Annotated in this window: 21 protein-coding genes; 9 read left to right on the top strand and 12 right to left on the bottom strand. The window is 61.5% G+C overall.

Annotated features, from left to right (window positions below):
- Positions 1–16: 16 nt before the first annotated feature.
- Positions 17–1,750 (top strand): IlvD/Edd family dehydratase, encoded by a 1,734-nt coding sequence (locus tag ACTJLC_RS07975; RefSeq protein ID WP_073427894.1) that lies wholly within the window; start codon positions 17–19, stop codon positions 1,748–1,750.
- Here ACTJLC_RS07975 and ACTJLC_RS07970 read toward each other — a convergent pair.
- Both ACTJLC_RS07970 and sap1 read right to left on the bottom strand, forming a co-directional pair.
- Entirely contained in the window at positions 1,742–1,966 is a 225-nt protein-coding gene (locus ACTJLC_RS07970) for a hypothetical protein (protein WP_310131114.1), read from the bottom strand. The two genes, ACTJLC_RS07975 and ACTJLC_RS07970, sit on opposite strands and share 9 nt — an antisense overlap.
- Before the next feature lie 33 nt (positions 1,967–1,999).
- Positions 2,000–2,338, bottom strand: a complete 339-nt coding sequence (gene sap1, locus ACTJLC_RS07965; RefSeq protein WP_073427895.1) for a surface attachment protein Sap1 — start codon at positions 2,336–2,338, stop codon at positions 2,000–2,002.
- A 438-nt stretch (positions 2,339–2,776) separates the two neighbouring features.
- Here sap1 and ACTJLC_RS07960 point away from each other — a divergent pair, with 438 nt between their 5' ends.
- Complete coding sequence (locus ACTJLC_RS07960; protein WP_310131111.1) at positions 2,777–3,166, top strand: hypothetical protein; 390 nt, start codon at positions 2,777–2,779, stop codon at positions 3,164–3,166.
- Between the two features lie 45 nt (positions 3,167–3,211).
- Here ACTJLC_RS07960 and ACTJLC_RS07955 read toward each other — a convergent pair whose 3' ends face one another.
- A complete protein-coding gene (locus tag ACTJLC_RS07955; protein WP_310131108.1) occupies positions 3,212–3,637 on the bottom strand; it encodes an HIT family protein in 426 nt (141 codons plus the stop codon).
- Positions 3,638–3,723: 86 nt separating this feature from the next.
- On the bottom strand, positions 3,724–4,251 hold the full coding sequence (locus ACTJLC_RS07950) for an Lrp/AsnC family transcriptional regulator (RefSeq protein WP_083086066.1): 528 nt from the start codon (positions 4,249–4,251) through the stop codon (positions 3,724–3,726).
- Between the two features lie 152 nt (positions 4,252–4,403).
- On the opposite strand from ACTJLC_RS07950, the gene mdeB reads away from it, so the two are divergent.
- Together mdeB and ACTJLC_RS07940 are read left to right on the top strand one after the other, a co-directional pair.
- Positions 4,404–7,175: an alpha-ketoglutarate dehydrogenase gene (gene mdeB / locus ACTJLC_RS07945; RefSeq protein WP_440843518.1), complete on the top strand. Its 2,772-nt coding sequence runs from the start codon at positions 4,404–4,406 to the stop codon at positions 7,173–7,175.
- 169 nt (positions 7,176–7,344) lie between these two features.
- Complete coding sequence (locus ACTJLC_RS07940; protein WP_440843516.1) at positions 7,345–7,686, top strand: ecotin precursor; 342 nt, start codon at positions 7,345–7,347, stop codon at positions 7,684–7,686.
- Positions 7,687–7,761: 75 nt separating this feature from the next.
- Here ACTJLC_RS07940 and ACTJLC_RS07935 read toward each other — a convergent pair whose 3' ends face one another.
- The 3 genes from ACTJLC_RS07935 to mnmE all read right to left on the bottom strand — a co-directional run bounded on the left by ACTJLC_RS07935 (position 7,762) and on the right by mnmE (position 10,895).
- Positions 7,762–7,923, bottom strand: a complete 162-nt coding sequence (locus tag ACTJLC_RS07935; RefSeq protein ID WP_167363270.1) for a hypothetical protein — start codon at positions 7,921–7,923, stop codon at positions 7,762–7,764.
- Positions 7,924–8,146: 223 nt separating this feature from the next.
- Entirely contained in the window at positions 8,147–9,325 is a 1,179-nt protein-coding gene (locus ACTJLC_RS07930) for a tyrosine-type recombinase/integrase (RefSeq protein WP_440843513.1), read from the bottom strand.
- 175 nt (positions 9,326–9,500) lie between these two features.
- Positions 9,501–10,895: a tRNA uridine-5-carboxymethylaminomethyl(34) synthesis GTPase MnmE gene (gene mnmE / locus ACTJLC_RS07925; RefSeq protein WP_440843511.1), complete on the bottom strand. Its 1,395-nt coding sequence runs from the start codon at positions 10,893–10,895 to the stop codon at positions 9,501–9,503.
- Positions 10,896–11,269: 374 nt separating this feature from the next.
- On the opposite strand from mnmE, the gene ACTJLC_RS07920 reads away from it, so the two are divergent.
- Positions 11,270–11,689, top strand: coding sequence for a transcriptional regulator (locus tag ACTJLC_RS07920; RefSeq protein ID WP_073427903.1), 420 nt, complete (start codon positions 11,270–11,272; stop codon positions 11,687–11,689).
- Between the two features lie 106 nt (positions 11,690–11,795).
- Here the strand turns inward: ACTJLC_RS07920 and yidC are convergent, their stop codons facing one another.
- The 4 genes from yidC to rpmH form a co-directional block, all read right to left on the bottom strand.
- Positions 11,796–13,466: a membrane protein insertase YidC gene (yidC, locus tag ACTJLC_RS07915; protein ID WP_440843509.1), complete on the bottom strand. Its 1,671-nt coding sequence runs from the start codon at positions 13,464–13,466 to the stop codon at positions 11,796–11,798.
- Between the two features lie 30 nt (positions 13,467–13,496).
- A complete protein-coding gene (gene yidD, locus ACTJLC_RS07910; RefSeq protein WP_310317424.1) occupies positions 13,497–13,727 on the bottom strand; it encodes a membrane protein insertion efficiency factor YidD in 231 nt (76 codons plus the stop codon).
- 85 nt (positions 13,728–13,812) lie between these two features.
- The gene (locus ACTJLC_RS07905; protein ID WP_073427905.1) at positions 13,813–14,298 is read right to left on the bottom strand and encodes a ribonuclease P protein component; all 486 of its coding nucleotides are present in this window, start codon (positions 14,296–14,298) and stop codon (positions 13,813–13,815) included.
- A 28-nt stretch (positions 14,299–14,326) separates the two neighbouring features.
- A complete protein-coding gene (rpmH, locus tag ACTJLC_RS07900) occupies positions 14,327–14,461 on the bottom strand; it encodes a 50S ribosomal protein L34 (protein WP_004198824.1) in 135 nt (44 codons plus the stop codon).
- Positions 14,462–14,845: 384 nt separating this feature from the next.
- Between rpmH and dnaA the strand changes: the two genes are divergently transcribed.
- The 4 genes from dnaA (at position 14,846) to ACTJLC_RS07880 (ending at position 21,601) form a co-directional block, all read left to right on the top strand.
- A complete protein-coding gene (gene dnaA, locus ACTJLC_RS07895; protein ID WP_114161651.1) occupies positions 14,846–16,441 on the top strand; it encodes a chromosomal replication initiator protein DnaA in 1,596 nt (531 codons plus the stop codon).
- A 218-nt stretch (positions 16,442–16,659) separates the two neighbouring features.
- Entirely contained in the window at positions 16,660–17,763 is a 1,104-nt protein-coding gene (gene dnaN, locus ACTJLC_RS07890) for a DNA polymerase III subunit beta (protein WP_073427907.1), read from the top strand.
- 114 nt (positions 17,764–17,877) lie between these two features.
- The gene (gene gyrB / locus ACTJLC_RS07885) at positions 17,878–20,352 is read left to right on the top strand and encodes a DNA topoisomerase (ATP-hydrolyzing) subunit B (RefSeq protein ID WP_310131080.1); all 2,475 of its coding nucleotides are present in this window, start codon (positions 17,878–17,880) and stop codon (positions 20,350–20,352) included.
- 322 nt (positions 20,353–20,674) lie between these two features.
- Positions 20,675–21,601, top strand: coding sequence for a tyrosine-type recombinase/integrase (locus ACTJLC_RS07880; protein WP_440843505.1), 927 nt, complete (start codon positions 20,675–20,677; stop codon positions 21,599–21,601).
- A gap of 138 nt (positions 21,602–21,739) precedes the next feature.
- Here the strand turns inward: ACTJLC_RS07880 and ACTJLC_RS07875 are convergent, their stop codons facing one another.
- On the bottom strand, positions 21,740–22,183 hold the full coding sequence (locus ACTJLC_RS07875) for a hypothetical protein (RefSeq protein WP_440843503.1): 444 nt from the start codon (positions 22,181–22,183) through the stop codon (positions 21,740–21,742).
- Positions 22,184–22,723: the final 540 nt, after the last annotated feature.

Below are 22,723 nucleotides of genomic sequence, written 5' to 3'. Positions count from 1 at the left end.
GCCAACAGGAGATTTCATGGCCGATTCGAACCAGACTAAAAAACCGCTGCGCAGCCAGGCATGGTTTGGCCTCAAGGACCGCGACGGTTTCCTGCATCGATCGTGGATGAAAAACCAGGGCATCCCGCACGACGAATTCGACGGCCGCCCGGTGATCGGCATCTGCAATACATGGTCCGAGCTGACGCCGTGCAACGCGCACTTCCGCGAGCTGGCCGAGTACGTGAAAAAGGGCGTGCATGAAGCGGGCGGCTTGCCGCTGGAGTTTCCGGTGATGTCGCTCGGCGAAACCAATTTGCGGCCCACCGCGATGCTGTTTCGCAATCTCGCTTCGATGGACGTCGAGGAGTCGATTCGCGGCAATCCGATGGACGGCGTGATTCTGCTGGTCGGCTGCGACAAGACCACGCCCGCGCTGCTGATGGGCGCCGCCTCGTGCAATTTGCCGGCGCTGGCGGTGTCGGGCGGACCGATGCTCAATGGCCGGTTTCGCGGCAAGAACATCGGCTCGGGCACGGGCGTCTGGCAGATGTCCGAGGAAGTGCGCGCCGGCACGATGACGCCGGAGGAATTCACCGAAGCCGAGTCGTGCATGAACCGCTCGCGCGGCCACTGCATGACGATGGGCACGGCGTCGACGATGGCCTCGATGGTCGAATCGCTCGGCATGGGCTTGCCGCACAACGCGGCGATTCCCGCGGTGGACGCGCGCCGGCAAGTGCTTGCGCATCTCGCGGGCCGGCGCATCGTCGACATGGTTCGCGAGGATCTGACGATGGACAAGATCCTCACGCGCCAGGCGTTCGAAAACGCGATCCGCACCAACGCGGCGATCGGCGGGTCGACCAATGCGGTCGTGCATCTGATCGCGCTCGCGAAGCGCATCGGCGTCGAGTTGTCGCTGGAAGATTGGGAACTGGGCTCGAACGTGCCGTGCCTCGTGAATCTGCAACCGTCGGGCGAATACCTGATGGAAGACTTTTACTACGCGGGCGGCTTGCCGGCGGTGCTCAAGCAACTCGGCGAGCAAGGGCTGCTGCATCGCGAAGCGCTGACGGTGAACGGCAAGACGATCTGGGACAACGTGCGCAACGCGCCGAATCACGACGAGAAGGTCATCACGACGTTCGCCGAGCCGTTCAAGCCGAAGGCGGGCATTGCGGTGCTCAAGGGCAACCTTGCGCCGAATGGCGCGGTGATCAAGCCGTCGGCGGCGACCGAGGCGCTGCTCAAGCATCGCGGCCGCGCGGTGGTGTTCGAAAACATCGAGGAATTGCACGCCAGGATCGACGACGATTCGCTCGACATCGACGAGCACTGCATCATGGTGCTCAAGGGCGCGGGGCCGAAGGGTTATCCGGGCTTTGCGGAAGTCGGCAACATGCCGCTGCCGAAAAAAGTGCTGCAAAAGGGCATCACGGACATGGTGCGCATTTCCGACGGCCGCATGAGCGGCACCGCCTACGGCGCGGTGGTGCTGCACGTGTCGCCCGAGGCGGCCGCGGGCGGTCCGCTCGCGTTCGTGCAGACCGGCGACATGATCGAACTCGACGTTGAAGCACGCCGCCTGCACCTCGATGTCACCGACGAGGAACTGGCGCGCCGGCGCGCGTCCTGGCAGCCGCCGGCGCCGCCCACGCGCGGCTATTACAAGCTTTACGTCGAGCACGTGCTGCAAGCGGATCAGGGCGCTGACCTCGATTTTCTGGTGGGGTCGAGCGGCGCGCCGGTGCCGCGCGATTCACATTGACCGGCTGATCGACGCATGACGAATTAACGTTTGTTCCTGCGCTTTGCGAGAAGGCGTCTGCCGATGCGGCTTGAAAACCGCATCGGCTTTTTTATGCCCGTTAAATCGGCGCGGAAAATAAAAAACGGCGACGCATTGAATGCTCGCCGTTTTATAAATCACGAGTTCACCGCCCCCGATTTTGGAAAAACGGGGGATTGCCACGTGCATCGTCATATTCCCGCGTTTCGCGGGAATATCGGCGTTCGATTATTGCTTGATGAATCGATCGTGTGCCCAAAGACCTTGCGTATCGCTATTGGCGGCATTCACGAATTCGACATCGTGGCCGACCACGCGAACCACGCGGAAACTTGAGTTTTCCGGCGTGGAGACGCATTGATAGCCGGAGAAGAATTCCTGCATTTTCTGCTGTTCACCGGCCTGCGCATGCAGGTCGACGGCATCGAGCTTGTCCTTCGACACACAGCCATAGGCATTGGCCTTGAACTGGATGGTTTGCTGCGGCTTGAGCACGACGTCTTGCGCCTGAACAGAAGCGGCAGCCAAACCCGCAATGGCGAAAAGAAGGGCGATTTGCTTTTTCATATTTCCTCCGGTGCGGGTTTCAATACTCAAGGTTAGCTATGTATTTAACTTTAACGTCGAACCCGCACCTTGCACTTTAGGCAAACCGGAGAGAACGACAAGCACATCTTGTGTGCGGTCGCAACAGTGGCGAATTGTCGCACCACGCGCCGCGCTTGCCTAAACGATAGGCAGCGCCTCGAATAGACGGATTAGTGACGGGTAATTGGTCGATGCGCGGCACTCGCCGCTTTATCCAGTAACGCTTTGCGGCGCTTATTCACGTAAACGAGAGGCTCAAATTAAGTGATTTACTACAATCAATCCGGGGTTTTGGTGCGTTGCACACAAAGTCGTTCGGTTGATTCATCCAGGATCACGAAATAACGGTGTACGTGCAGAAGATAAACAATGCCAGGCGTCAATCGGTGGGCTGAATTCGTCGCGACGGGGTAGACCTTGCGCACGTTGAGCACCGGGGAGAAGTTCTTGCAACGGTTCACTCCGGCGCAGCGCATTCTTGCAACGAGCGAGGCGCAACGCGATTGCGGCGAGTGCAGGGCGGTGCGTTGTCCCAGGCGAGCGAGCGCGCGTTATGAGTGGCGCGCAACGGTACGGGCACGTGCGGTGCTCTACAATGAATTGATGCTCCCACGCCTGGAGGCTACCGTGATCGAGCAATTGATATTGGGCGCGTTTCTGGTGATTCCGCTGCTCATCGTCGCGTTTCTTTTCTCCGACGAATTGTGGCAGGAACACCGTCATCTGCATGACATGCGGCCCATGCACGCGCCACCTCGTCGGCACGACTGGCGGCATCCGCTGCGCCGCTCGCGGCACCGCCCGTGAGCCGCCGCGGATAGTCGACCACCCTAGCCGCGCTTAGCCAGCGCCTCAGTCTGCGCGCCAATGATCGCGAATGCGTTTTGCCAGCGCTTCGAGCGTGGCCGCATCCGCGACGTCGCGTGCGTGCATGCGTAGCGGCTGACCTTCCCAGCGCGGAATCACATGAAAATGCACGTGCGGCACGGTCTGTCCCGCCGCAGCGCCGTTGAACTGTCCAATGAATACGCCGTCCGGCCGCAGCGCCGCGCGAACCGCAATGGCGAGCTTCTGTGTCATGCGCATGCAGGCCACGACCGACGCGTCCGACAACTCGAAAATCTCCGCCGCCGCTTCCTTCGGCACGACCAGCAAGTGGCCGTCGGCTTGCGGCATCAGGTCCATGAAGGCGAGGGCGGCGCCGGTCTCCGCCACTTTGATGCAAGGTAGTTCGCCACGCAGAATCCTCGCGAATGGATTGCTGTCGTCGTAGTTCATCGCGCTTTCTCTCCAGGTTGAGGTGGTATCGGGGCCTTGCCGCTGTCGCCGATATTGTCCACCACATCTGTTACAGCGCGCGCAGCCTAGCGCCAGTCGGTCGCAATGTCGTCGGGATCGGTCAGCGTCAGTCCCGACGACGGCAGCGGCAGCGCCGTCTTATAGCGCACCTGCTTGAGCGCGAAACTCGAGCGGATATTGGAGATGCCCGGAATCTTCGTCAGATGATCGACGATGAAACGCTCCAAGGTCTGCATATCCGGCATGACCACGCGCAGCAGATAGTCGGCGTCGCCGGTCATCAGATAGCACTCCATCACCTCGGGGCGCTCGGAAATCGCCTGCTCGAAACGCAGCAGCGCGTCTTCCACCTGCTTTTCCAGACTCACCTGAATGAACACGTTGATGCGCAAGCCCAGCGGCTCCGGGTTCAGCAACGTGACCTGCTGCTTGAACAGGCCGAGCTTTTCGAGCGCGCGCACACGGTTGAAGCACGGCGTGGGCGACAGGTTCACCGCGCGGGCGAGATCCGCATTGGTGATGCGCGCGTTCTGCTGCAACTGGCTCAGGATGCCGATGTCGATCCGGTCGAGCCGTCTGGGTGGCGTGGTCATGGATGAAATATTCCGTGGAAGGTGCAAAATCCGGAATAAATAGCCTATCGCAGCCCGGCGTCGCAAGCAAATGAGACGCTCATTTTGCGGATGCATGGTTACCATTGTCTCACTCGATCTTGAACCGAACGCGTCGATGCGGGAGTGGTGCCATGACGGATTTGTCCAGCGGTAGCGAGCAGTTGCGGTCCTTGCATGTCCAGCGCGCGCAAGGCGAAAACGGCACAGCCGGCACGGACGGCGCGCGGCACGAGGACGTCGATCCGCAGGAAACCGCCGAATGGCTGGAGGCGCTCGACGCGGTGGTCGCGCACGTCGGCCGCGAGCGCGCGCAATTCCTGTTCGACCGGCTCGCGAGCCACGCGCTCTCGCTGGGCGTCGAATCGGCGCGCAGCAACGTCACGCCGTACCGCAACACGATTCCGTTCGAAGAACAGCCGCGCTATCCGGGCAATCTCGAACTGGAGGAGAAGCTTGCGGGCGCGCTGCGCTGGAACGCGCTCGCGATGGTGGTGCGCGCGAACAAGGCTTACGGCGAACTCGGCGGGCATATCGCGAGCTACGCGTCGGCGGCCGATCTGTTCGAAGTCGGCTTCAATCATTTCTTCCGGGCTGCGGCGCCGGGCGGCGAGGCAGGCACGGGCGACCTCGTTTACTTCCAGCCGCATTCGTCGCCGGGCGTCTATGCGCGGGCGTACCTCGAAGGCTTTTTGAGCGAGCAACAGCTTCAGCACTATCGCCGCGAGATCGGCGGTCCGGGTTTGTGTTCGTATCCGCATCCGTGGCTGATGCCGGACTTCTGGCAGTTCCCAACCGGCTCGATGGGCATCGGCCCGATCAACGCCATTTACCAGGCGCGTTTCATGCGCTACCTCGCCAATCGCGGCCTCGCGCAAACGGAAGGCCGCAAGGTGTGGGGCTTTTTCGGCGACGGCGAGATGGACGAGCCCGAATCCACCGGCGCGCTTTCGCTCGCCGCCCGCGAGGGGCTCGATAACCTCGTGTTCGTGATCAACTGCAACCTGCAGCGTCTGGACGGTCCGGTGCGCAGCAACGGCCGCATCATCGACGAACTCGAAGCGCACTTTATCGGCGCGGGCTGGAACGTGATCAAGGTCGTGTGGGGCTCGGACTGGGACGCGCTGTTCTCGCGCGACCGCAGCGGCGCCTTGCTGCGTGCGTTCGCGCATACCGTCGACGGGCAATTCCAGACCTTCTCCGCCAACGACGGCGCGTACAACCGCGAGCGCTTCTTCGGCCAGAACCCGGAACTCGCGGCGCTCGCCGAGCAGCTTTCAGACGAAGAGATCGACCGCCTGCGCCGCGGCGGCCATGACGTGCGCAAACTGCACGCGGCGTATGCAAGGGCGCTCGCGCATCGCGGTCAGCCGACGGTGATCCTCGCGAAGACGATGAAGGGCTTCGGCATGGGCGCCTCCGGCCAGGGCCGCATGACCACGCATCAGCAAAAGAAGCTCGGCTTCGACGATCTCAAGGCGTTTCGCGACCGCTTTCGTCTGCCGCTCACGGATGACGACGTCGAACAGGTGAAGTTTTACAAACCAGCGGAAGACAGCCCCGAGATGCAATACCTGCATGCTCGCCGGGCTGCCTTGGGAGGCTATCTGCCCAGAAGGCGGAGAGTTGCATCGGCGGGGCTGACCGTTCCGCCGATGTCCTCCTGGGGACAATTCGCGCTGGACGCGAACGGCCGCGAGATGTCCACGACGATGGCGCTCGTGCGCATGCTGACCGCCTTGCTCAAGGATGGCGAAGTGGGTCCGCGCGTGGTGCCGATCGTCGCCGACGAGGCGCGCACGTTCGGCATGGCGAACATGTTCCGCCAGGTCGGAATCTATTCGCCGCTCGGGCAAATGTACGAACCGGAAGACCTCGGTTCGATGTTGTATTACCGCGAGGACACGAAGGGGCAAATTCTCGAAGAGGGCATTTCGGAAGCGGGCGCGGTGTCGTCGTGGATCGCGGCGGCGACTTCGTACAGCGTGCACGACCTGCCGATGCTGCCGTTCTACATCTACTACTCGATGTTCGGTTTTCAGCGCATCGGCGATCTGATCTGGGCCGCGGCGGATCAGCGCGCACGCGGCTTCCTGATTGGCGCGACGTCGGGCAAGACGACGCTCGGCGGCGAGGGCTTGCAGCATCAGGACGGCACGAGCCATCTGGCCGCGTCGACGATTCCGAACTGCCGCGCGTACGATCCGGCGTTCGCCTACGAGCTCGCCGCGATCGTCGACGAAGGCATGCGCGAGATGGTGGAAGCGCAGCGCGACGTGTTCTATTACGTCACCGTGATGAACGAAAATTACGCGCAGCCGTCGGTGCCGGGCGGCGACTTGCAGGCGCTGCGCGAGGGCATTCTCAAGGGCATTTATCGGTTGGACGCCGAGGTGCGCGGGGCAACGTCGGAGGCACAGGTGCAATTGCTCGGCGCCGGCGCGATTCTCGGCGAAGTCGTCGCGGCGCGGCAGATGCTCAGGGACGACTGGCACATCGACGCCGCCGTGTGGAGCGTGACCAGCTTCACCGAACTGCAACGCGACGGAATGAGCGCGGAGCGAAGCGAGCGTCTCGGCGAGAGCGTCGGGAAGCCGTATGTCACGAAGGCGCTTCAGGCATCGCAAGGCCCGGTCATCGCGGCCACCGACTACGTTCGCGCGCTGCCCGAACTGATCCGCGCTTACGTGCCGCGACGCTACGTGACGCTCGGCACCGACGGCTTCGGACGCAGCGACACGCGTCAGGCGTTGCGCGAGTTCTTCGAAGTGGACCGCAAGGCGATCGTGATTGCGGCGTTGAAGGCGCTGGCGGACGAGGGCGCGATCGAGGCGAGCGTGCTCATGGAAGCGCGTCGCAAGTATCGAGGCGATGCGGCAGTTGGCGCGGCTTCGTGGCAATGCTGATCGATCAAGCGGTGATCGTCTTCTGATTCTGTCCATCGCGCTCGCGCGAGACAGCCCGACGCGGCGTCCGCTCGGGCGTTACACCGGTAATGCCCGGTTACCACTTGCAGCATCTATTTCCGCCCGCGCCGTCCACAATCTGTTCATGCCTGAACGGCGGGAGTCCAACATGAAAAAGATTGCGGTGGCGTTGTTGATGGTCGGAACCCTGAGCATGGCGGGGCAAGCCTCGGCTCATGGCAATGGTGGCGGCGACGTGATCGGTGCGCTGATCGGCGGGGCGGTGCTCGGCGCGGTGGTGACGTCCGTGCTGAATCCAGCGCCCGTGGTCGCATACCAGCAGCCTGTCTACGCGCAGCCGGTGTATGCGCAGCCGGCGTATCAGCCGGCTCCGGCCTACGCAGGGCCGCCGCCGGGATATTGCTATGACCGGTACCAACGCGCGTATGTCGCGTGCGGCGCGCCGCCGCCCGGACAGTATGGCTATTCGGAGCCTCAACCGGGTTGGTAAGCGCGTAGCCGACGCTGCGCCAAACGTAAAAAGCCGTTCCTGCGCAGGCAGGAACGGCTTTTTACTGTCCGCCGCTCAATGCTTGTGATGCAGCCACTCCGCGTAATGTGTATCCAGCCAGCGCTCCAGCCGTTGCGGCCTTGTCTTCCGGTGATAGTGCGACGCGGCCCAGATGGCAACGCCGACGAACAGCATGACGAGGGGCCCCAGCAAATAAGCGATCAACGATTCAGACATGGGAGCCTCCGCATGAGTTGGGTCACTGCTCCAGTGTAGGCGATGAAATGCGGGAAGAAAGGAGGGCGTGATGGTTCGTGACGAGTGCCGGGACATCGCTGAACCTTGAGCGTTCAAAACCTGACGACAAAGCCAATTTCGCTTTTTCTACAAGGTCTTGAGTTCGTTGCATGGTTCGTTGTGTACCAACTAGCCGGCTCTTGCGCGGACGGTGGCGAGCCGCTCACCGCTTTGCAGCGCCTTCAATCTGCGCAGCCACGAAATCCGCCCAACGTTGCGCGATTCGACGCTGCCCGGTTGCGTGTTCCTCAGCCGTGGGTTGTTGCTCCAGACCTTCGAGCGCATCGGAGCGTTGCGCCATGTCGCGCAGATGCGCCGAGGCCGTGCGCCGGAAGTCGTGCAAAACGAAATGCTCCACGTCGAGCCCGAGTGCCTTGACCGCCTGATTCAGCGTGCTCCTGGCGATGGGCCGATCGTCGCCCCTGACGCTCGGAAATACAAAATGTCGGCCCGCTCTCGCGCGATGAAGCTCGCGCAGCAGGTCGACCGCCTGGTGCGCGAGATGCACGCGCTGGTCCCGGTCCTTCTTCAGACGCGCGGCGGGTATCGTCCACAGCGCCTGGTCCAGATCGAATTCGGCCCACGTGGACTCCACCAGGTCGGACTTGCGCACCATCGTCAGCACCAGCAGATGCAGCGCCAGTTTTAGCGGGCGGCGAATGCTCGACGCGTCGATCGCGCGCAGCATCGTGCCGATTTCATCTCCGCTGAGCACGCGGGTGCGGCTGTCGACGGTGGCGATGGAGCGCGCCGGAATGACTTCGGCCGGGTTGGTCGTCGCGAGTTGGCGGGCGATCAGATACTCGTAGAGACGCTTGACCACGTTGCGCGTATGCAGCGCCATTTTCGGCGAGCCACGGCTTTTGATTCTGTCGCAGATCGCGGCGATGTCGTCGGAGGTGACCGCCTTGATCGGTTTGCCGCCGATGGCGGGCAACACGTCCTTGTCGAGCGTGCGGCGCGTGGTGCGGCGATATTCTTCCGATTTGCCGGCCATTTCCGTGGTGAGATAAAGCTCGGCGGCTTCGCGCAGCACGTCGGCCTTGCTTTCCGCGCCGCGGTCGCGCCGCGCCGTGGCCACCGGCGAGACGCCTTGCGCGACCATCTCCGCATACTTCTGCGCTCGCGCGCGCGCGACGCGCAGCGAGATCATCCTGTAATCGCCGATCGTGGCAAGCGGCTGCCGCTTGCCGTTCAGCGAATAGCGGAAGCGCCAGACCTTGGTGCCGGTCGTCATGACTTCGATCACGAGACCGTTGCCGTCGGCGACGGAGTAGCGGGTCGCGCGCGGTTCAAGCGCGCGAATCTGACTTTCGGTGAGAGGAACGGCTAGTTTGGGCATGCTCGAAACCGTGATACATGGGCAGCCGCGATTCTAAACCTTGCGATGTCCGTGTACCAAAGATTTCGCGCTTTTTGGGTCAACCGGCGGGGGTGCCGAGGCTATCGAGGCGGTCGGGAAGAAGTCCGCAAAGGCCTTTTGTTTCGGGATAGACGGCGGAAATCGCCAGCGCGCTCTACTTGCCGATGCAGAACCGGCTGAAAATCACTCCCAGCAGGTCGTCAGAACTGAATTCACCTGTGATCGAGTTCAACTGGTCCTGCGCGAGACGCAGCTCCTCGGCGAACAGATCGAGCGCTTGTGAGTTCTGATCGGCGTGCGCGGCCGCCGTCGCCAGATGTTCCGCGGCGGCGCGCAGCGCAATCAGATGCCGCTCGCGGGCGAGGTAGACGCTTTCCGCACCCGCTTGCCAGCCGGCGATTCGCAGCAGTTCGTCCCGCAGCAGCGCCACGCCGTCGCCCTGTTTCGCCGACAGACGCACCTCGCTGAGTTCGAGATCGGGATCGAGCGCGTTCACCGTCGGTGCGAGATCCGTCAGGTCGGTCTTGTTCAGCACGCGCACGACTGGCACGCCGCGCGGAAAGCGCTCGGCGATCGTCTCATCTTCAGCGGTCATGCCGGTGCGCGCGTCGAGTAGATGCAGGACCACATCCGCGCGTTCGATCTCGCTCCACGTGCGCGCGATGCCGATTTTCTCCACCTCGTCCTCGGTGTCGCGCAGGCCGGCGGTGTCGATCACGTGCAGCGGGATGCCTTCGATCTGGATGGTTTGCGCGACCTTGTCGCGCGTCGTGCCGGCAATCGGCGTGACGATTGCCAGTTCGGCGCCGGCGAGCGCGTTCAGCAGCGACGACTTGCCGACGTTCGGCTGCCCCGCGAGCACCACCGACAGCCCCTCGCGCAGCAGCGCCCCTTGCCGCGCCTCGCTCAGCACGAGCCCAAGCCGCTCGCGTATGCGCGCGAGCTTGCCGCGGGCGTCGGCGGCTTCGAGGAAATCGATTTCCTCTTCCGGGAAATCGAGCGTCGCTTCGACCAGCATGCGCAGCGTGATCACTTCTTCGACCAGCGCGTGGATGTCGCGCGAAAACGCGCCGTCGAGCGAGCGGCCCGCCGAGCGTGCGGCGGCTTCGGTGCTGGCCTCGATCAGATCGGCGACGGCTTCGGCTTGCGCCAGATCGAGCTTGTCGTTGAGGAAAGCGCGACGCGTGAATTCCCCCGGCTCCGCGAGACGCAGGCCGAATTCGCGGCCGGCGTCGATGCAACGCTGCAGCACCAGTTGCAGCACGACCGGACCACCGTGGCCTTGCAGTTCCAGCACGTGTTCGCCGGTGTACGAGTGCGGCGCCGGGAAGTACAACGCGATGCCGCGGTCCAGCACGTTGCCGGTGCCGTCGAGGAACGGCGCATAGCTTGCGTGGCGCGGCGCGAGTGTTTGACCGGTGAGCGCCAGCATGAGCGGCTCGGCCGCCGCCTCTCCCGCGCGGCCGAACGAAATCCGCACGACACCGATGCCGCCTCGTCCGGGCGCGGTGGCGATGGCGATGATGGGATCGGAATCGGTGGTCAGCATGGAAAGAAAGGTGGCAAAAAACGGAGAGAAGGGAGGTGCGGGGCGCGTCTACACGGCGCGAGGCATTGTAACGCGGACGCCTCCAGCGACTGCGGCGCTCACCTGCCGGTCGGTGGCCCTTACCGTTCAATACCGGTGATTCAGATTTATCTCATGCAAGCTAGGATTGATACCGCTCTTCTTAAGAATAACCGGGCTTTGATAGGACAAGGAAGCGCGAGCAGGCCATATCAGACAAGGAAAAGACCAAAAAACCGCGATATGACGAAAGGCTTTGTGGGAAGCGGCATGCAAGCTAAATTTATCTCAAATACGCGAAACCTAAGCTTGTCTGGTTGTCAACTGGGCGCGCGCCGAATTGCACAATCTCGCCCATGCCGACCAACAAAGAAAAAGCCGCCTTCGCCAAGAGGTTGAAGGATCTTCTGGAGCCGCTGAAGATTCGCGGCGGGACCAAGCTTGCCCAGCAGTTTAACCTTCGCTATCACGGCGAGCGGCCGGTCACGCCGCAAACCGCGCATAAGTGGCTCACGGGTACGACGATCCCGAAGCCCGATAAGTTGCGGACTCTGGCTGAGTGGTTGAACGTCAAGGAGCATTGGCTTCATTACGGGCCGTCGCCCGGCATGAATGCGAAGCCGTTGGCGCGCGGCGAGAAATATCCGGTGACGCCCGAGACGATCGAACACGCCTCCAGACTCGTCTCCAAGGTCGTGTCGCTTAATCCAAAGGACCGCTTTCTGGTCGAGGAAATGATCGAGCGGCTGGCCGGCGAGGATCCTGATGAAGCGTAGCCGGCGCGTCGAGCGAGTTGCCACGCTGCACCAATAAAAAAAAGCCGCCCGGTGCAAACCGGGCGGCTTTTTTTGCAACTGCTCTTCGTGTTTCGTCAGCCAAACATCAGGCCGTTTTCGCCTTCGACTGTCCCATCATTCGCGTGATGTAGTACTGCTGGGCGATCGACAGTACGTTGTTCACCACGTAGTACAGCACCAGACCCGCCGGGAAGAAGAAGAACATGACCGAGAACGCGATCGGCATGAACATCATCATCTTGGCTTGCACCGGGTCCGGCGGCGTGGGGTTCAGCTTGGTCTGCAGGAACATCGAGACCGCCATCAGCACCGGCAGGATGAAGAACGGATCCTGTTGCGACAGATCGTGAATCCACAGAATCCACGGCGCGCCACGCATTTCCACCGACGACAGCAACACCCAGTACAGCGAGATGAATACCGGAATCTGGATCACCACCGGCAGACACCCGCCGAACGGATTGACCTTCTCGGTCTTGTACAGCTCCATGAGCGCGGCGTTCATCTTTTGCGGATCGCCCTTGAAGCGTTCGCGCAGCGCCTGCATGCGCGGCGTGATCGCCTTCATGCGCGCCATCGACTTGTAGCTCGCCGCGGACAGCGGGAAAAACACGGCCTTGATCAGCACCGTGAGCAGCACGATCGCCCAGCCCCAGTTGCCGACATAACCGTGAATCTTCTCGAGCAGCCAGAAGAGCGGCTTCGCGATGATCGTCACGTAGCCGTAGTCCTTCACCAGTTCCAGGCCCGGCGCGATGCCCTCGAGCATGCGCTCTTCCTCGGGGCCGGCGAACAGGCGCGCGGAAACGTCGACCGTTTGACCCGGCGCGATGGCCGCCACCGGCTGCTGCACGCCGACGCGATACAGCGCCGGATCGATCTTCTCGACGTAGATCTTGCGCTTCGCGCCTTGCTGCGGAAGCCACGCCGACGCGAAGTAGTGCTGCACCATCGCAATCCAGCCGTTGTCGGCCGAGTCCGCGAAGGTCGCCTTGTTCTTGTCGATGTCGCTGAAGTCGATCTTCTGGAAGTGATGCTGCTCGGTGTAGACAGCCGGTCCGATGAACGTATGCGAGAAGCGCGGCGTTTCCACCGGCTGATCGTCGCGCACCAGTTCCATATAGACCGACGGGCTCACCGGCGCCGTGCCGACGTTCTGGATCTTCGTGTCGACGCCGATCACATAGCTGCCGCGCGTGAACGTGTAGGTCTTGATGACCTTCAATCCACCCTTGACCGGCGACTCGAAGCTGAGCTGGAACGACTTGGCGTCGCCCGTCAGGTCGTGCGGCTGATTCGGCAACGGCGTATAGACATCGTTATGGTTCGGGAAATCGCCGCCGAGCAGGCCCGTGCGCGCCAGGTACGTGTGATTCGCGGTGCGGTCGAACAGCGTGATGACCAGATCGGGCTGCTTGCCGTCGCCTTGCTTGACGAGCGACAGCTTCGACAGCGTGCCGCCGCGGGTGTCGATTTCGCCGTTATAGACGTCGGTGCTGAATTTGATCAGTTGCGACTGCGTTGCCGCCGGCGCGTTGCCCGGCGCCGCTGCGTTCGCTGCTGCGTTGGTGGCCGGCAGATCGGCGGGCTGGGTTCCCGGCGTCGTGGTTCCTGGTGCGGCGCTACCGACGGTCTTGGTCGGCGTGGCGCCCGGGAAGAACATCGACGGGCGTCCGTGGTCGCGTTGCCAGTTGTCGAACAGCATGACAGCTGACATGAAAAAGATGACCCATAGGACGGTGCGTTTGATATCCATGCGTTGTCTCAGTGTCGATGGAACGGCGCGTCAGCGCTTTTCAGAAGTGGGAGGCGGGACGAGATCGATGCCGCCCGCGGAAAACGGGTGACAGCGGCAAATACGCCTGGCGGCGAGATAAGTCCCGCGCGCGGCGCCATGATACTGGATTGCTTCGCGCGCGTAATCAGAGCAGGAAGGGTAAAAACGGCACCGGCTGCCGAGCATGGGGCTGACGGCAACCTTGTAGAAACGCAATAAAGCGATGAGTACCGTTTGCATGACTGGTGCGGCCCGACGGCGCCGCGCAACGTGGAGTACCGGACGACGCCCTGCGATACGTGCAATACGGGCGGTCACTTGAGCGTCATTCCGTCTTGGGCGCTTCCGCGGGCGGCGCCTCGCGACGGACAATTTCGCGCGCCGCCTTGTCGAGCAGCGCCTCGATCTCGCTGCGGCACAGCGCCTTCAACGGCGGCGACGAGGCGCTCGGCAAAGCCTTCTTGTCGAAGCGCGTGTGCAAGCGCAGCAGCACATCCCAACCGCCGAATTCCGCGCGACGCAGCCGGAAGGCCTCACGCGCGATTCGACGTACCAGATTACGCGTGGCCGCGCGCGGCGCATACTTCTTGCCGATGACGAGCCCCAGGCGAGCGTCTTTGCCGGTGGGCCGGCCGTACACCACGAAATGCGCAGTGCGGCGCCACGGGCGCAAACGAAAAACGGATGAAAATTCATCCGTTTTCAGCAGCCTTGCGGCTTTGGGGAAGGCGGCTTGCGCTCGCAACGGAACCGAGCCCTGTTGCTGCGCTCCAGCCGCTCCCGCTTTACCGCGGGCTTCGCTTTCCGGCACAGAGGGAGCGCGCAATCCGCTCGCTGCCTTAGATGGCGAGGCGCTTGCGGCCCTTCGCGCGACGTGCGTTGATGACCTTGCGGCCACCGGCGGTCTTCATGCGAACGCGAAAGCCGTGGGTGCGCTTGCGACGGGTAACGGAAGGTTGGTAAGTACGTTTCATGTTGCTCTCACTTGATCGAAAAATAACCGCGCGATCATCGCTGAAAGCGCAATGGCCGGAGGTCTACAGAATTGGTTTTCGCGGAACCCGCTATTTAAACCCGTTTTCCGTTGGTCGTCAATAGTTTAGCCGGGCCCGGCCGCCGGCCGAGCGTGCTTCCCGAGATGATCGGTCCCTGTGGATAACTCCCTTTTGGCTCCGATTTGGCGTTAGAATCTCGCCTTACTTCCCAAAAATCCTGCACGCCGCTCCGGCCCGCTTGCCCCGCAAACCCTTGTGGCACAAGCGCCTGGAGCCATTGCGCCTGGCTGCTCAGGGCCTCGTTGCGTGCGCGCGACAGGGGCAGCGGCGAACCGCCGTGCACACCATAACGACAGCAACCCGATGAACGATTTCTGGCAACACTGTTCCGCATTGCTGGAGCGCGAGCTCACGCCCCAGCAGTACGTGACGTGGATCAAACCGTTGGCCCCGGTCGCCTTCGACGCCGCTGCGCACACGCTCAGCATCGCCGCGCCGAACCGCTTCAAGCTCGACTGGGTCAAGAGCCAGTTCTCCGGCCGCATCGCCGATATGGCCCGCGATTTCTGGCAGGCCCCCGTGGATGTTCAATTCGTGCTCGACCCGAAGGCCGGCATGCGCGCGCCGGCGGCAACGGCGCCGGCCCAGGCGCGTCCGTCTTCCGGGCCCGGTTCGATGGGCGGTGGCCAGCCGTCTGGCTCGAACGGCGGCGGGGTCGCCGTGGACGCGGCCGTCGGCGCGGTGCAAGCGGCGCACGCTGCGCGTGCCAACGGTGCGATGGCTATGCATCATGCGAACGCCCGCGCGGCGGCTGACGATGCCGCCGACCTCGATCTTCCTGGCCTCGACGCGAACGAAGCGGCAGCCGCCCGCCGCACGTGGCGTCCGGGTCAAAGCGCGAGCTCGAACGGCAACGGCGATAACGACTCGATGTACGAGCGTTCGAAGCTCAACCCGGTGCTGACCTTCGACAACTTCGTGACGGGTAAAGCCAACCAGCTGGCGCGCGCCGCGGCGATTCAGGTCGCGGACAATCCGGGCATCTCGTACAACCCGCTGTTCCTGTACGGTGGCGTGGGTCTCGGCAAGACCCACCTGATCCACGCGATCGGCAACCAGCTTCTGATGGACAAGGCCGGCGCGCGGATTCGCTACATTCACGCGGAGCAGTATGTGTCCGATGTGGTGAAGGCGTACCAGCGCAAGGCGTTCGACGACTTCAAGCGCTACTACCACTCGCTCGACCTGCTGCTGATCGACGATATTCAGTTCTTCTCCGGCAAATCACGCACGCAGGAAGAGTTCTTCTACGCGTTCGAGGCGCTGGTGGCGAACAAGGCGCAGGTGATCATCACCAGCGACACGTATCCGAAGGAAATTTCCGGCATCGACGACCGCCTGATCTCGCGCTTCGACTCCGGCCTCACGGTGGCGATCGAGCCGCCCGAACTGGAAATGCGCGTCGCGATCCTGATGCGCAAGGCGCAATCCGAATTCGTGAGCCTGAATGAAGACGTCGCGTTCTTCGTCGCCAAACACTTGCGCTCGAACGTCCGCGAACTCGAGGGCGCGTTGCGCAAGATCCTCGCGTACTCGAAGTTCCACGGCCGTGAAATCACGATCGAACTGACGAAAGAAGCGCTGAAAGATCTGCTGACGGTGCAAAACCGGCAGATTTCGGTGGAAAACATCCAGAAGACCGTCGCCGACTTTTACAGCATCAAGGTCGCGGACATGTATTCGAAGAAGCGTCCGGCGAACATCGCGCGGCCGCGGCAGATCGCCATGTATCTGGCGAAGGAGTTGACGCAGAAAAGTTTGCCGGAAATCGGCGAACTGTTCGGCGGGCGCGACCACACCACCGTTCTGCACGCGGTGCGCAAAATCGCCGACGAGCGCAGCAAGGACGCGCAACTGAACCACGAATTGCACGTACTGGAGCAGACCCTGAAGGGCTAGGCGGCTCCATGGAAAAATCGATCTGTTTATTTCGGAACTCGCCCCCATTTTAGGGAAGCGGTTCCGTTTTCAGGCACAATACAGGTTTAACCGCCCGGCGGCCGCGGGCGGATTTCACGCCGTGACGGGCGCTGCGTGGCGCCGGCGGGGGGCCGGGGCTGCGTGCCGGAAAACTGGTAAGCCAGGCGCGCAGGTCGTCATATCAACGAAGGAACTCTATGCAACTGGTCAAGACCGAACGCGATAACCTCCTCAGGCCGCTGCAAACCGTGAGCGGCATCGTCGAACGCCGCCATACGTTGCCGATCCTCGCCAATTTGCTGATTACCAAGAACGGCCCGGACGTGTCGTTCCTGTCGACCGACCTCGAGTTGCAGATCACCACGCGCGCCGATTTCGGCGTGGGCGGCGATTCGGTCGCGACCACGGTGGCGGCAAGAAAGCTCCTCGACATCTTGCGCGCGATGCCTGACGGACAGGTCACGCTGACCCTGAACGACAAGCGCTTGACCGTGCAATCCGGCAAGAGCCGCTTTGCGCTGCAAACGCTCGCGGCCGACGAGTTCCCGACCGTCGCTCAGGCTAAAGACTACGGCGCGAACCTGGTGGTTCCCCAGAAAACGTTCCGCCAGCTACTCGGCATGGTCCATTTTTCGATGGCCCAACAGGACATCCGCTACTACCTGAACGGCATGCTGCTGGTGGTGGACGGCGACCAGTTGATGGCGGTCGCAACCGACGGCCATCGCCTGGCGTTCTCGTCGATGAAGATCGAAGGCTCGTTCGCACGCCAGGAAGTGATCATTCCGCGTAAGACGATTCTCGAATTGCAGCGCCTGCTGGAAGACATCGACGACACCCTGGAGATCGACATTGCGCCCACGCAGGTGAAATTCACCTTCGGCCAGGTCGAACTGGTGTCGAAGCTGGTGGAAGGCAAATTCCCCGACTTCCAGCGCGTGATTCCGAAGTCGCACAAGAATCAGTTCGTGATCGGCCGCGAAGAACTGCAGCGCTCGCTGCAACGCGCCGCGATTCTGACCTCGGACAAATTCAAGGGCGTGCGCTGCATCATCGAGCCGGGCCAGTTGAAGATCATGTCGACCAACGCCGATCAGGAAGAGGCGCAGGAAGAACTGGAAATCGCGTACGACGGCGACAGCGTCGATATCGGGTTCAACGTCACGTATCTGCTCGACGTGCTCGCGAACCTGAAGGTCGACATGTTGCAAGTGAGCCTGGGCGACGCCAGCTCCAGCGCGTTGATCACGATTCCCGAGAACGACGAATTCAAATACGTCGTGATGCCGATGCGCATCTAACGCGTCCAAAAACCACGAACACACCAAGGGGCGCAGCGCCCCTTTGGCGTTTTTATGGTGTTTTGAAAAGTCCCGAGCAGCAACCTTGCAGTAACGCAGAACCGGAAAAAATCCATGACTGAAACGAACAATTCGCAACCCGATAACAGCAGCTACGGCGCCTCCTCGATTCAGATCCTCGAAGGTCTGGAGGCGGTGCGCAAGCGGCCCGGGATGTACATCGGCGATACATCGGACGGGACCGGTCTGCATCACCTCGTATTCGAAGTGCTGGACAACTCGATCGACGAAGCGTTGGCCGGTTACTGCAACGACATCCAGGTGATCATTCACGCGGACAACTCGATCTCGATCACCGACAACGGCCGCGGCGTGCCCACCGGCCTGAAGATGGACGACAAGCACGATCCGAAGCGCAGCGCCGCTGAAATCGTGATGACCGAGTTGCACGCGGGCGGCAAGTTCGACCAGAACAGCTACAAGGTGTCCGGCGGCCTGCACGGCGTGGGCGTGTCGTGCGTGAACGCGCTCTCGGCGTGGCTGCGCCTCACGGTGCGCCGCGACGGCAAGAAGCACTTCATGGAATTCCACCGTGGCGTGCCGCAGAACCGCGTGCTCGAAGAGATCGACGGCGTGACGGTGTCGCCGATTCAGGTGATCGGCGACACGGAAAACCGCGGCACCGAAGTGCACTTCCTCGCTGACGCGACGATCTTCGGCAATGTCGAATACCACTACGACATTCTCGCCAAGCGGATTCGCGAACTGTCGTTCCTGAATAACGGCGTGCGGATTCGCCTGCTCGATCAGCGCAGCGGCAAGGAAGAAGATTTCGCGTTCGTGGGCGGCGTGAAGGGTTTTGTCGAGTACATCAACAAGAACAAGGCCGTGCTGCACCCGAATATTTTCCACGTGAGCGGCGAGAAAGACGGCGTGGGCGTGGAAGTGGCGATGCAGTGGAACGACAGCTACAACGAAAACGTGCTGTGCTTCACGAACAACATTCCGCAGCGCGACGGCGGCACCCACCTGACCGGATTGCGTGCGGCGATGACGCGCGTGTTGAACAAGTACATCACCGATCACGAAGTCGCGAAGAAAGCAAAGGTCGAGACGGCCGGCGACGACATGCGTGAAGGGCTGTCGTGCGTGCTGTCGGTAAAGGTGCCGGAGCCGAAGTTCAGCGCGCAGACCAAGGACAAGCTGGTGTCGTCGGAAGTGCGCGCGCCGGTGGAAGATGTGGTCGCGAAGGCGCTCGAGGAATTCCTGCTGGAAACGCCGAACGACGCGAAGATCATTTGCGGCAAGATCGTCGATGCGGCGCGGGCGCGCGATGCGGCTCGCAAGGCGCGTGAAATGACGCGTCGCAAGGGCGTTCTGGACGGCGTCGGTTTGCCCGGAAAGCTGGCGGATTGCCAGGAGAAGGACCCGGCGAAGTCGGAGATTTATATCGTCGAGGGCGACTCGGCGGGCGGCTCGGCGAAGCAGGGGCGGGATCGGAAGTTTCAGGCGATCTTGCCGCTACGCGGCAAGGTGCTCAATGTGGAGAAGGCGCGCTATGACAAGCTACTTTCTTCGGAGCAGATTGTGACGCTGATTACTGCGTTGGGTTGCGGGATCGGCAAGGAAGATTACAACCTGGACAAGCTGCGTTATCACCGCATCATCATCATGACCGATGCTGACGTGGACGGCGCGCACATTCGGACGCTGCTGCTGACGTTCTTCTATCGGCAGATGCCGGAGATGATCGAGCGCGGGTATATCTATATCGCGCAACCGCCGCTCTTCAAGATCAAGGCGGGCAAGGACGAGCGGTATATGAAGGATGAGTCCGAGGTTAATGCTCACATTCTGAAGCTGGCGTTGCAGGGGTCGGAACTCGTGCCGGCTGAGAACGCGACGGCGATTACCGGCGATGCGTTGGGTGAACTGGCTCGGGCTTATTTGCTTGCTCAAGCCGTGGTGAATCGTCTGAGCCGGTTGTATGACGCCGGGGCGCTCGAGGCTGTGATGGACGGGGTCGTGATCGATCTTTCCAGTGAGGAAGCGGCGGGGGCTTCGGCTAAGGCGCTTGAGGCCAAGCTGCGGGATGATGCGTTAAAGCCCGAGGTCACCGTTACGACGATGTATGACCCGGTGCGTGAACTGCGCTCGCTGAAGGTGGCGCGGACGCATCATGGGAATCAGAAGGTGTCCGTGCTGGATCAGGATTTTCAGTTGACCGCTGATTACCAACAGCTGATTAATACCGCTAATACGTTTAAGGGATTGATCGGGGCTGGGGCTGTCATTAAGCGTGGCGAGCGGAGTATGGCGGTTAATGACTTCAAATCTGCCATGAAGTGGTTGCTGGCGGATGCTGAACGCAATATCTCGAAACAGCGATATAAGGGCCTCGGTGAAATGAACCCTGGGCAGCTTTGGGAGACTACGATGGATCCGACCGTGCGTCGCTTGCTTAGGGTGCAGATCGAGGATGCTATTGCGGCTGATGGGATCTTTACTACGCTCATGGGGGACGATGTGGAACCGCGTAGGGCTTTTATTGAGTCGAATGCGTTGCGGGCGGGGAATATTGATGTTTAGTGTTGTAGCTTGTGCAGGGAAACGGAAATCGTTGGACTAACGCCAGGTTAGCTGGACTCGAATGTACAAAATTGATTAGATTTTCGTGCTTGTCATCAGACCGCATTCAAGGTTAGGTCGGCGCCGCATGTTTTGAAGGGTGTGATTCGGCTGTGGTGGGCTCGAATTGCCCGATTGCGGAACTCGAAGGGTTACAGGTGAAAGCCTGTAACCTTTTTCGCATTCGGGTGTGGGGCAATATCGCTATGGAGGCCGGGTTCAGTCGAAGACCTTCGATAGCAAGGCGGATGCTGAGAGATGGGCGAGGTCCATCGAACGCGAGATGGATCGGGGACGCTTCGTTAGCAGCGCGGAAGCTGAGAACACAACCTTCACCGAAGCGTTGGATCGCTACGAGCGCGAGATCGCATCGAACAAACGAGGCGCAACGCAGGAGAAGTCGATCATTCGCCAACTGCGCGACTCATGGCTCGCAAGGCGGCCACTCGCAGGAATCCGGCGGGCTGACATTGCGAAGCTGCGCGACGAATGGTGTGTCACTCATAGCCCGGCGACGGTTGTTCGCCGCCTAGCTATCATCTCTCACCTTTTCACAATTGCGCGAAAGGAGTGGGGGCTGGAAAGCCTCTCCAATCCTGTCGAGTCAGTTCGCAAGCCTACGGTCAAAAACGAGCGCACCCGCCGCATTGCCAACATCGAACCAGATACCGTGAGAGGCGCGTCGACCGACGAACTCGCATACGTCAAAGCAGCGTCCGCGTCTGCTTTCTTGCCGGCCCTCATCGACATTGCAGTCGAGACCGCAATGCGTAGAGGTGAGTTGATCTCGCTCCGCCCTGCCCAGTTTGATCTTACAAAGCGCGTTGCACATCTTGCCATGACGAAGAATGAGAGTTCGCGCGACGTTCCCCTTTCGAGCAAAGCGATTGCCGTCTTTGAAGAGCTCACCAAAGATGGGCGCGAATCGTTTTTCCCGCTCCGTCCCGACGCGGTAACTCGAGCGTTCGAGAGAGCGGTCGCACGGGCTAGAAAAACCTACGAGGAGGATTGTGCGAACAAGGGCGTGGCCGCGGACCCTAATCTCCTAGTCGACCTATGCTTTCACGACTTGCGACACGAGGCAACATCACGCCTTGCCGAAAAATTTCCACTCCATGAGCTGGCGAAGATTACAGGCCACCGCGACACGAAGATGCTAATGCGGTACTACCATCCGAGGGCGGAGGATCTTGCGAAGAAGCTGGATTAGTGCCGTCGCTTTTTTCGAGTGCTGGCCCACAAAATTTTCAGCCTGACGTGAAACCGCTTGTCTGGCTCATCGTGGCAACACCGGTGGTTGCCGGGAGCAGGCCGACACCGACCCCAACGTCGATCCGACTTCAACCTATTACGTCTCGTCGTCGGGCGCGCGCGTGCTGGAGTCGATACTGACGATCAAAGCGGACCGGCGAAATGGCAACGTGAATGCGATGAAGCACCACGCCAAGTGGTCTGACGCGGCGAGCGTTAACAACCGTTGAAATTCGCCCTCAGTCACATCTACTACTCCCTGTAACTCCGGCTTGACCGAAATGAACGCGCCAATGTTCGGCACGGCGGCATTGCCCAAATCCGGCATGTCCTTCGGAGAAACTTGGATCAAGAACCTGACTATGCCGCCCACCGCTTCGGTGAACTCCCCCTCAAACTGAATCGATGCACGACTCTCTCGCGCCGGAGGATATCCTCTAGGCCGGTCCGCGTGAATCGACAGGCTCGAGTGCCAACCGGTGAGGCGCCCATAGCGACTCAGCAACTCACGCCGGGGATGCCGAAGTTTCGCTTTGTTCATAGTGCCCTCGCGGACTTCACGAACCACACAGCACGATTATCCCAAGATACGACACATTACCGAACGCTGCAGCGCGCTAAAGTCGCGTCGCTAACCTGCGCATCATGTGATCAGCAGGCCTGAAGACATCGCCGTCACCTTAAGCCCCCCGACTCGCGAGATCGATGAGGCACCAAGCGGCCGCCGCCCGGGGCCTCCATGCAACCTGAATAACCAGAGCGGCATCCGCCGCCGCTCAATGGCCGGTCTCCGGCGAGCAAATTATCAGTCGTACTGCCTCAACGCTGCCATCAGCACACGGTGCCGACAGACAGCTTCCCGGCTCCTCGTCTCGTCACGTCGCGCCGGTAACCCGCCAACTGTTCGCAAGAACGAGACGCTACTTAGGCAGGCACGCATCGGTCGGCGACGCTCGGAGCGGTTGAGACGCGGCAAAAGGCTCTGGACCATGCCGGTTCACAATCTTCTTGGAGCCCTGTGTCCAAGCCATTAACCGGCAGCCCCGGTGGGCGCCGGACGGCGCGCTTGTTCACCACGAGC

This window comes from Paraburkholderia sp. 22099 (assembly GCF_052045835.1).
In the GTDB taxonomy this organism is placed as follows: domain Bacteria; phylum Pseudomonadota; class Gammaproteobacteria; order Burkholderiales; family Burkholderiaceae; genus Paraburkholderia; species Paraburkholderia terricola.
The sequence above is the reverse complement of the archived record's forward strand: the minus strand, read 5'-3'. Positions and strand labels throughout refer to the sequence as shown.

Excerpts from the sequence above, each read along its gene's own strand:
- ACTJLC_RS07975 (WP_073427894.1), top strand. The coding sequence starts at position 17 with ATGGCCGATTCGAACCAGACTAAAAAACCGCTGCGCAGCCAGGCATGG.
- ACTJLC_RS07970 (WP_310131114.1), bottom strand. The coding sequence starts at position 1,966 with ATGACGATGCACGTGGCAATCCCCCGTTTTTCCAAAATCGGGGGCGGT.
- sap1 (WP_073427895.1), bottom strand. The coding sequence starts at position 2,338 with ATGAAAAAGCAAATCGCCCTTCTTTTCGCCATTGCGGGTTTGGCTGCC.
- ACTJLC_RS07955 (WP_310131108.1), bottom strand. The coding sequence starts at position 3,637 with ATGAACTACGACGACAGCAATCCATTCGCGAGGATTCTGCGTGGCGAA.
- ACTJLC_RS07950 (WP_083086066.1), bottom strand. The coding sequence starts at position 4,251 with ATGACCACGCCACCCAGACGGCTCGACCGGATCGACATCGGCATCCTG.
- mdeB (WP_440843518.1), top strand. The coding sequence starts at position 4,404 with ATGACGGATTTGTCCAGCGGTAGCGAGCAGTTGCGGTCCTTGCATGTC.
- ACTJLC_RS07940 (WP_440843516.1), top strand. The coding sequence starts at position 7,345 with ATGAAAAAGATTGCGGTGGCGTTGTTGATGGTCGGAACCCTGAGCATG.
- ACTJLC_RS07935 (WP_167363270.1), bottom strand. The coding sequence starts at position 7,923 with ATGTCTGAATCGTTGATCGCTTATTTGCTGGGGCCCCTCGTCATGCTG.
- ACTJLC_RS07930 (WP_440843513.1), bottom strand. The coding sequence starts at position 9,325 with ATGCCCAAACTAGCCGTTCCTCTCACCGAAAGTCAGATTCGCGCGCTT.
- mnmE (WP_440843511.1), bottom strand. The coding sequence starts at position 10,895 with ATGCTGACCACCGATTCCGATCCCATCATCGCCATCGCCACCGCGCCC.
- ACTJLC_RS07920 (WP_073427903.1), top strand. The coding sequence starts at position 11,270 with ATGCCGACCAACAAAGAAAAAGCCGCCTTCGCCAAGAGGTTGAAGGAT.
- yidC (WP_440843509.1), bottom strand. The coding sequence starts at position 13,466 with ATGGATATCAAACGCACCGTCCTATGGGTCATCTTTTTCATGTCAGCT.
- yidD (WP_310317424.1), bottom strand. The coding sequence starts at position 13,727 with ATGCAAACGGTACTCATCGCTTTATTGCGTTTCTACAAGGTTGCCGTC.
- rpmH (WP_004198824.1), bottom strand. The coding sequence starts at position 14,461 with ATGAAACGTACTTACCAACCTTCCGTTACCCGTCGCAAGCGCACCCAC.
- dnaA (WP_114161651.1), top strand. The coding sequence starts at position 14,846 with ATGAACGATTTCTGGCAACACTGTTCCGCATTGCTGGAGCGCGAGCTC.
- dnaN (WP_073427907.1), top strand. The coding sequence starts at position 16,660 with ATGCAACTGGTCAAGACCGAACGCGATAACCTCCTCAGGCCGCTGCAA.
- gyrB (WP_310131080.1), top strand. The coding sequence starts at position 17,878 with ATGACTGAAACGAACAATTCGCAACCCGATAACAGCAGCTACGGCGCC.
- ACTJLC_RS07880 (WP_440843505.1), top strand. The coding sequence starts at position 20,675 with ATGGATCGGGGACGCTTCGTTAGCAGCGCGGAAGCTGAGAACACAACC.
- ACTJLC_RS07875 (WP_440843503.1), bottom strand. The coding sequence starts at position 22,183 with ATGAACAAAGCGAAACTTCGGCATCCCCGGCGTGAGTTGCTGAGTCGC.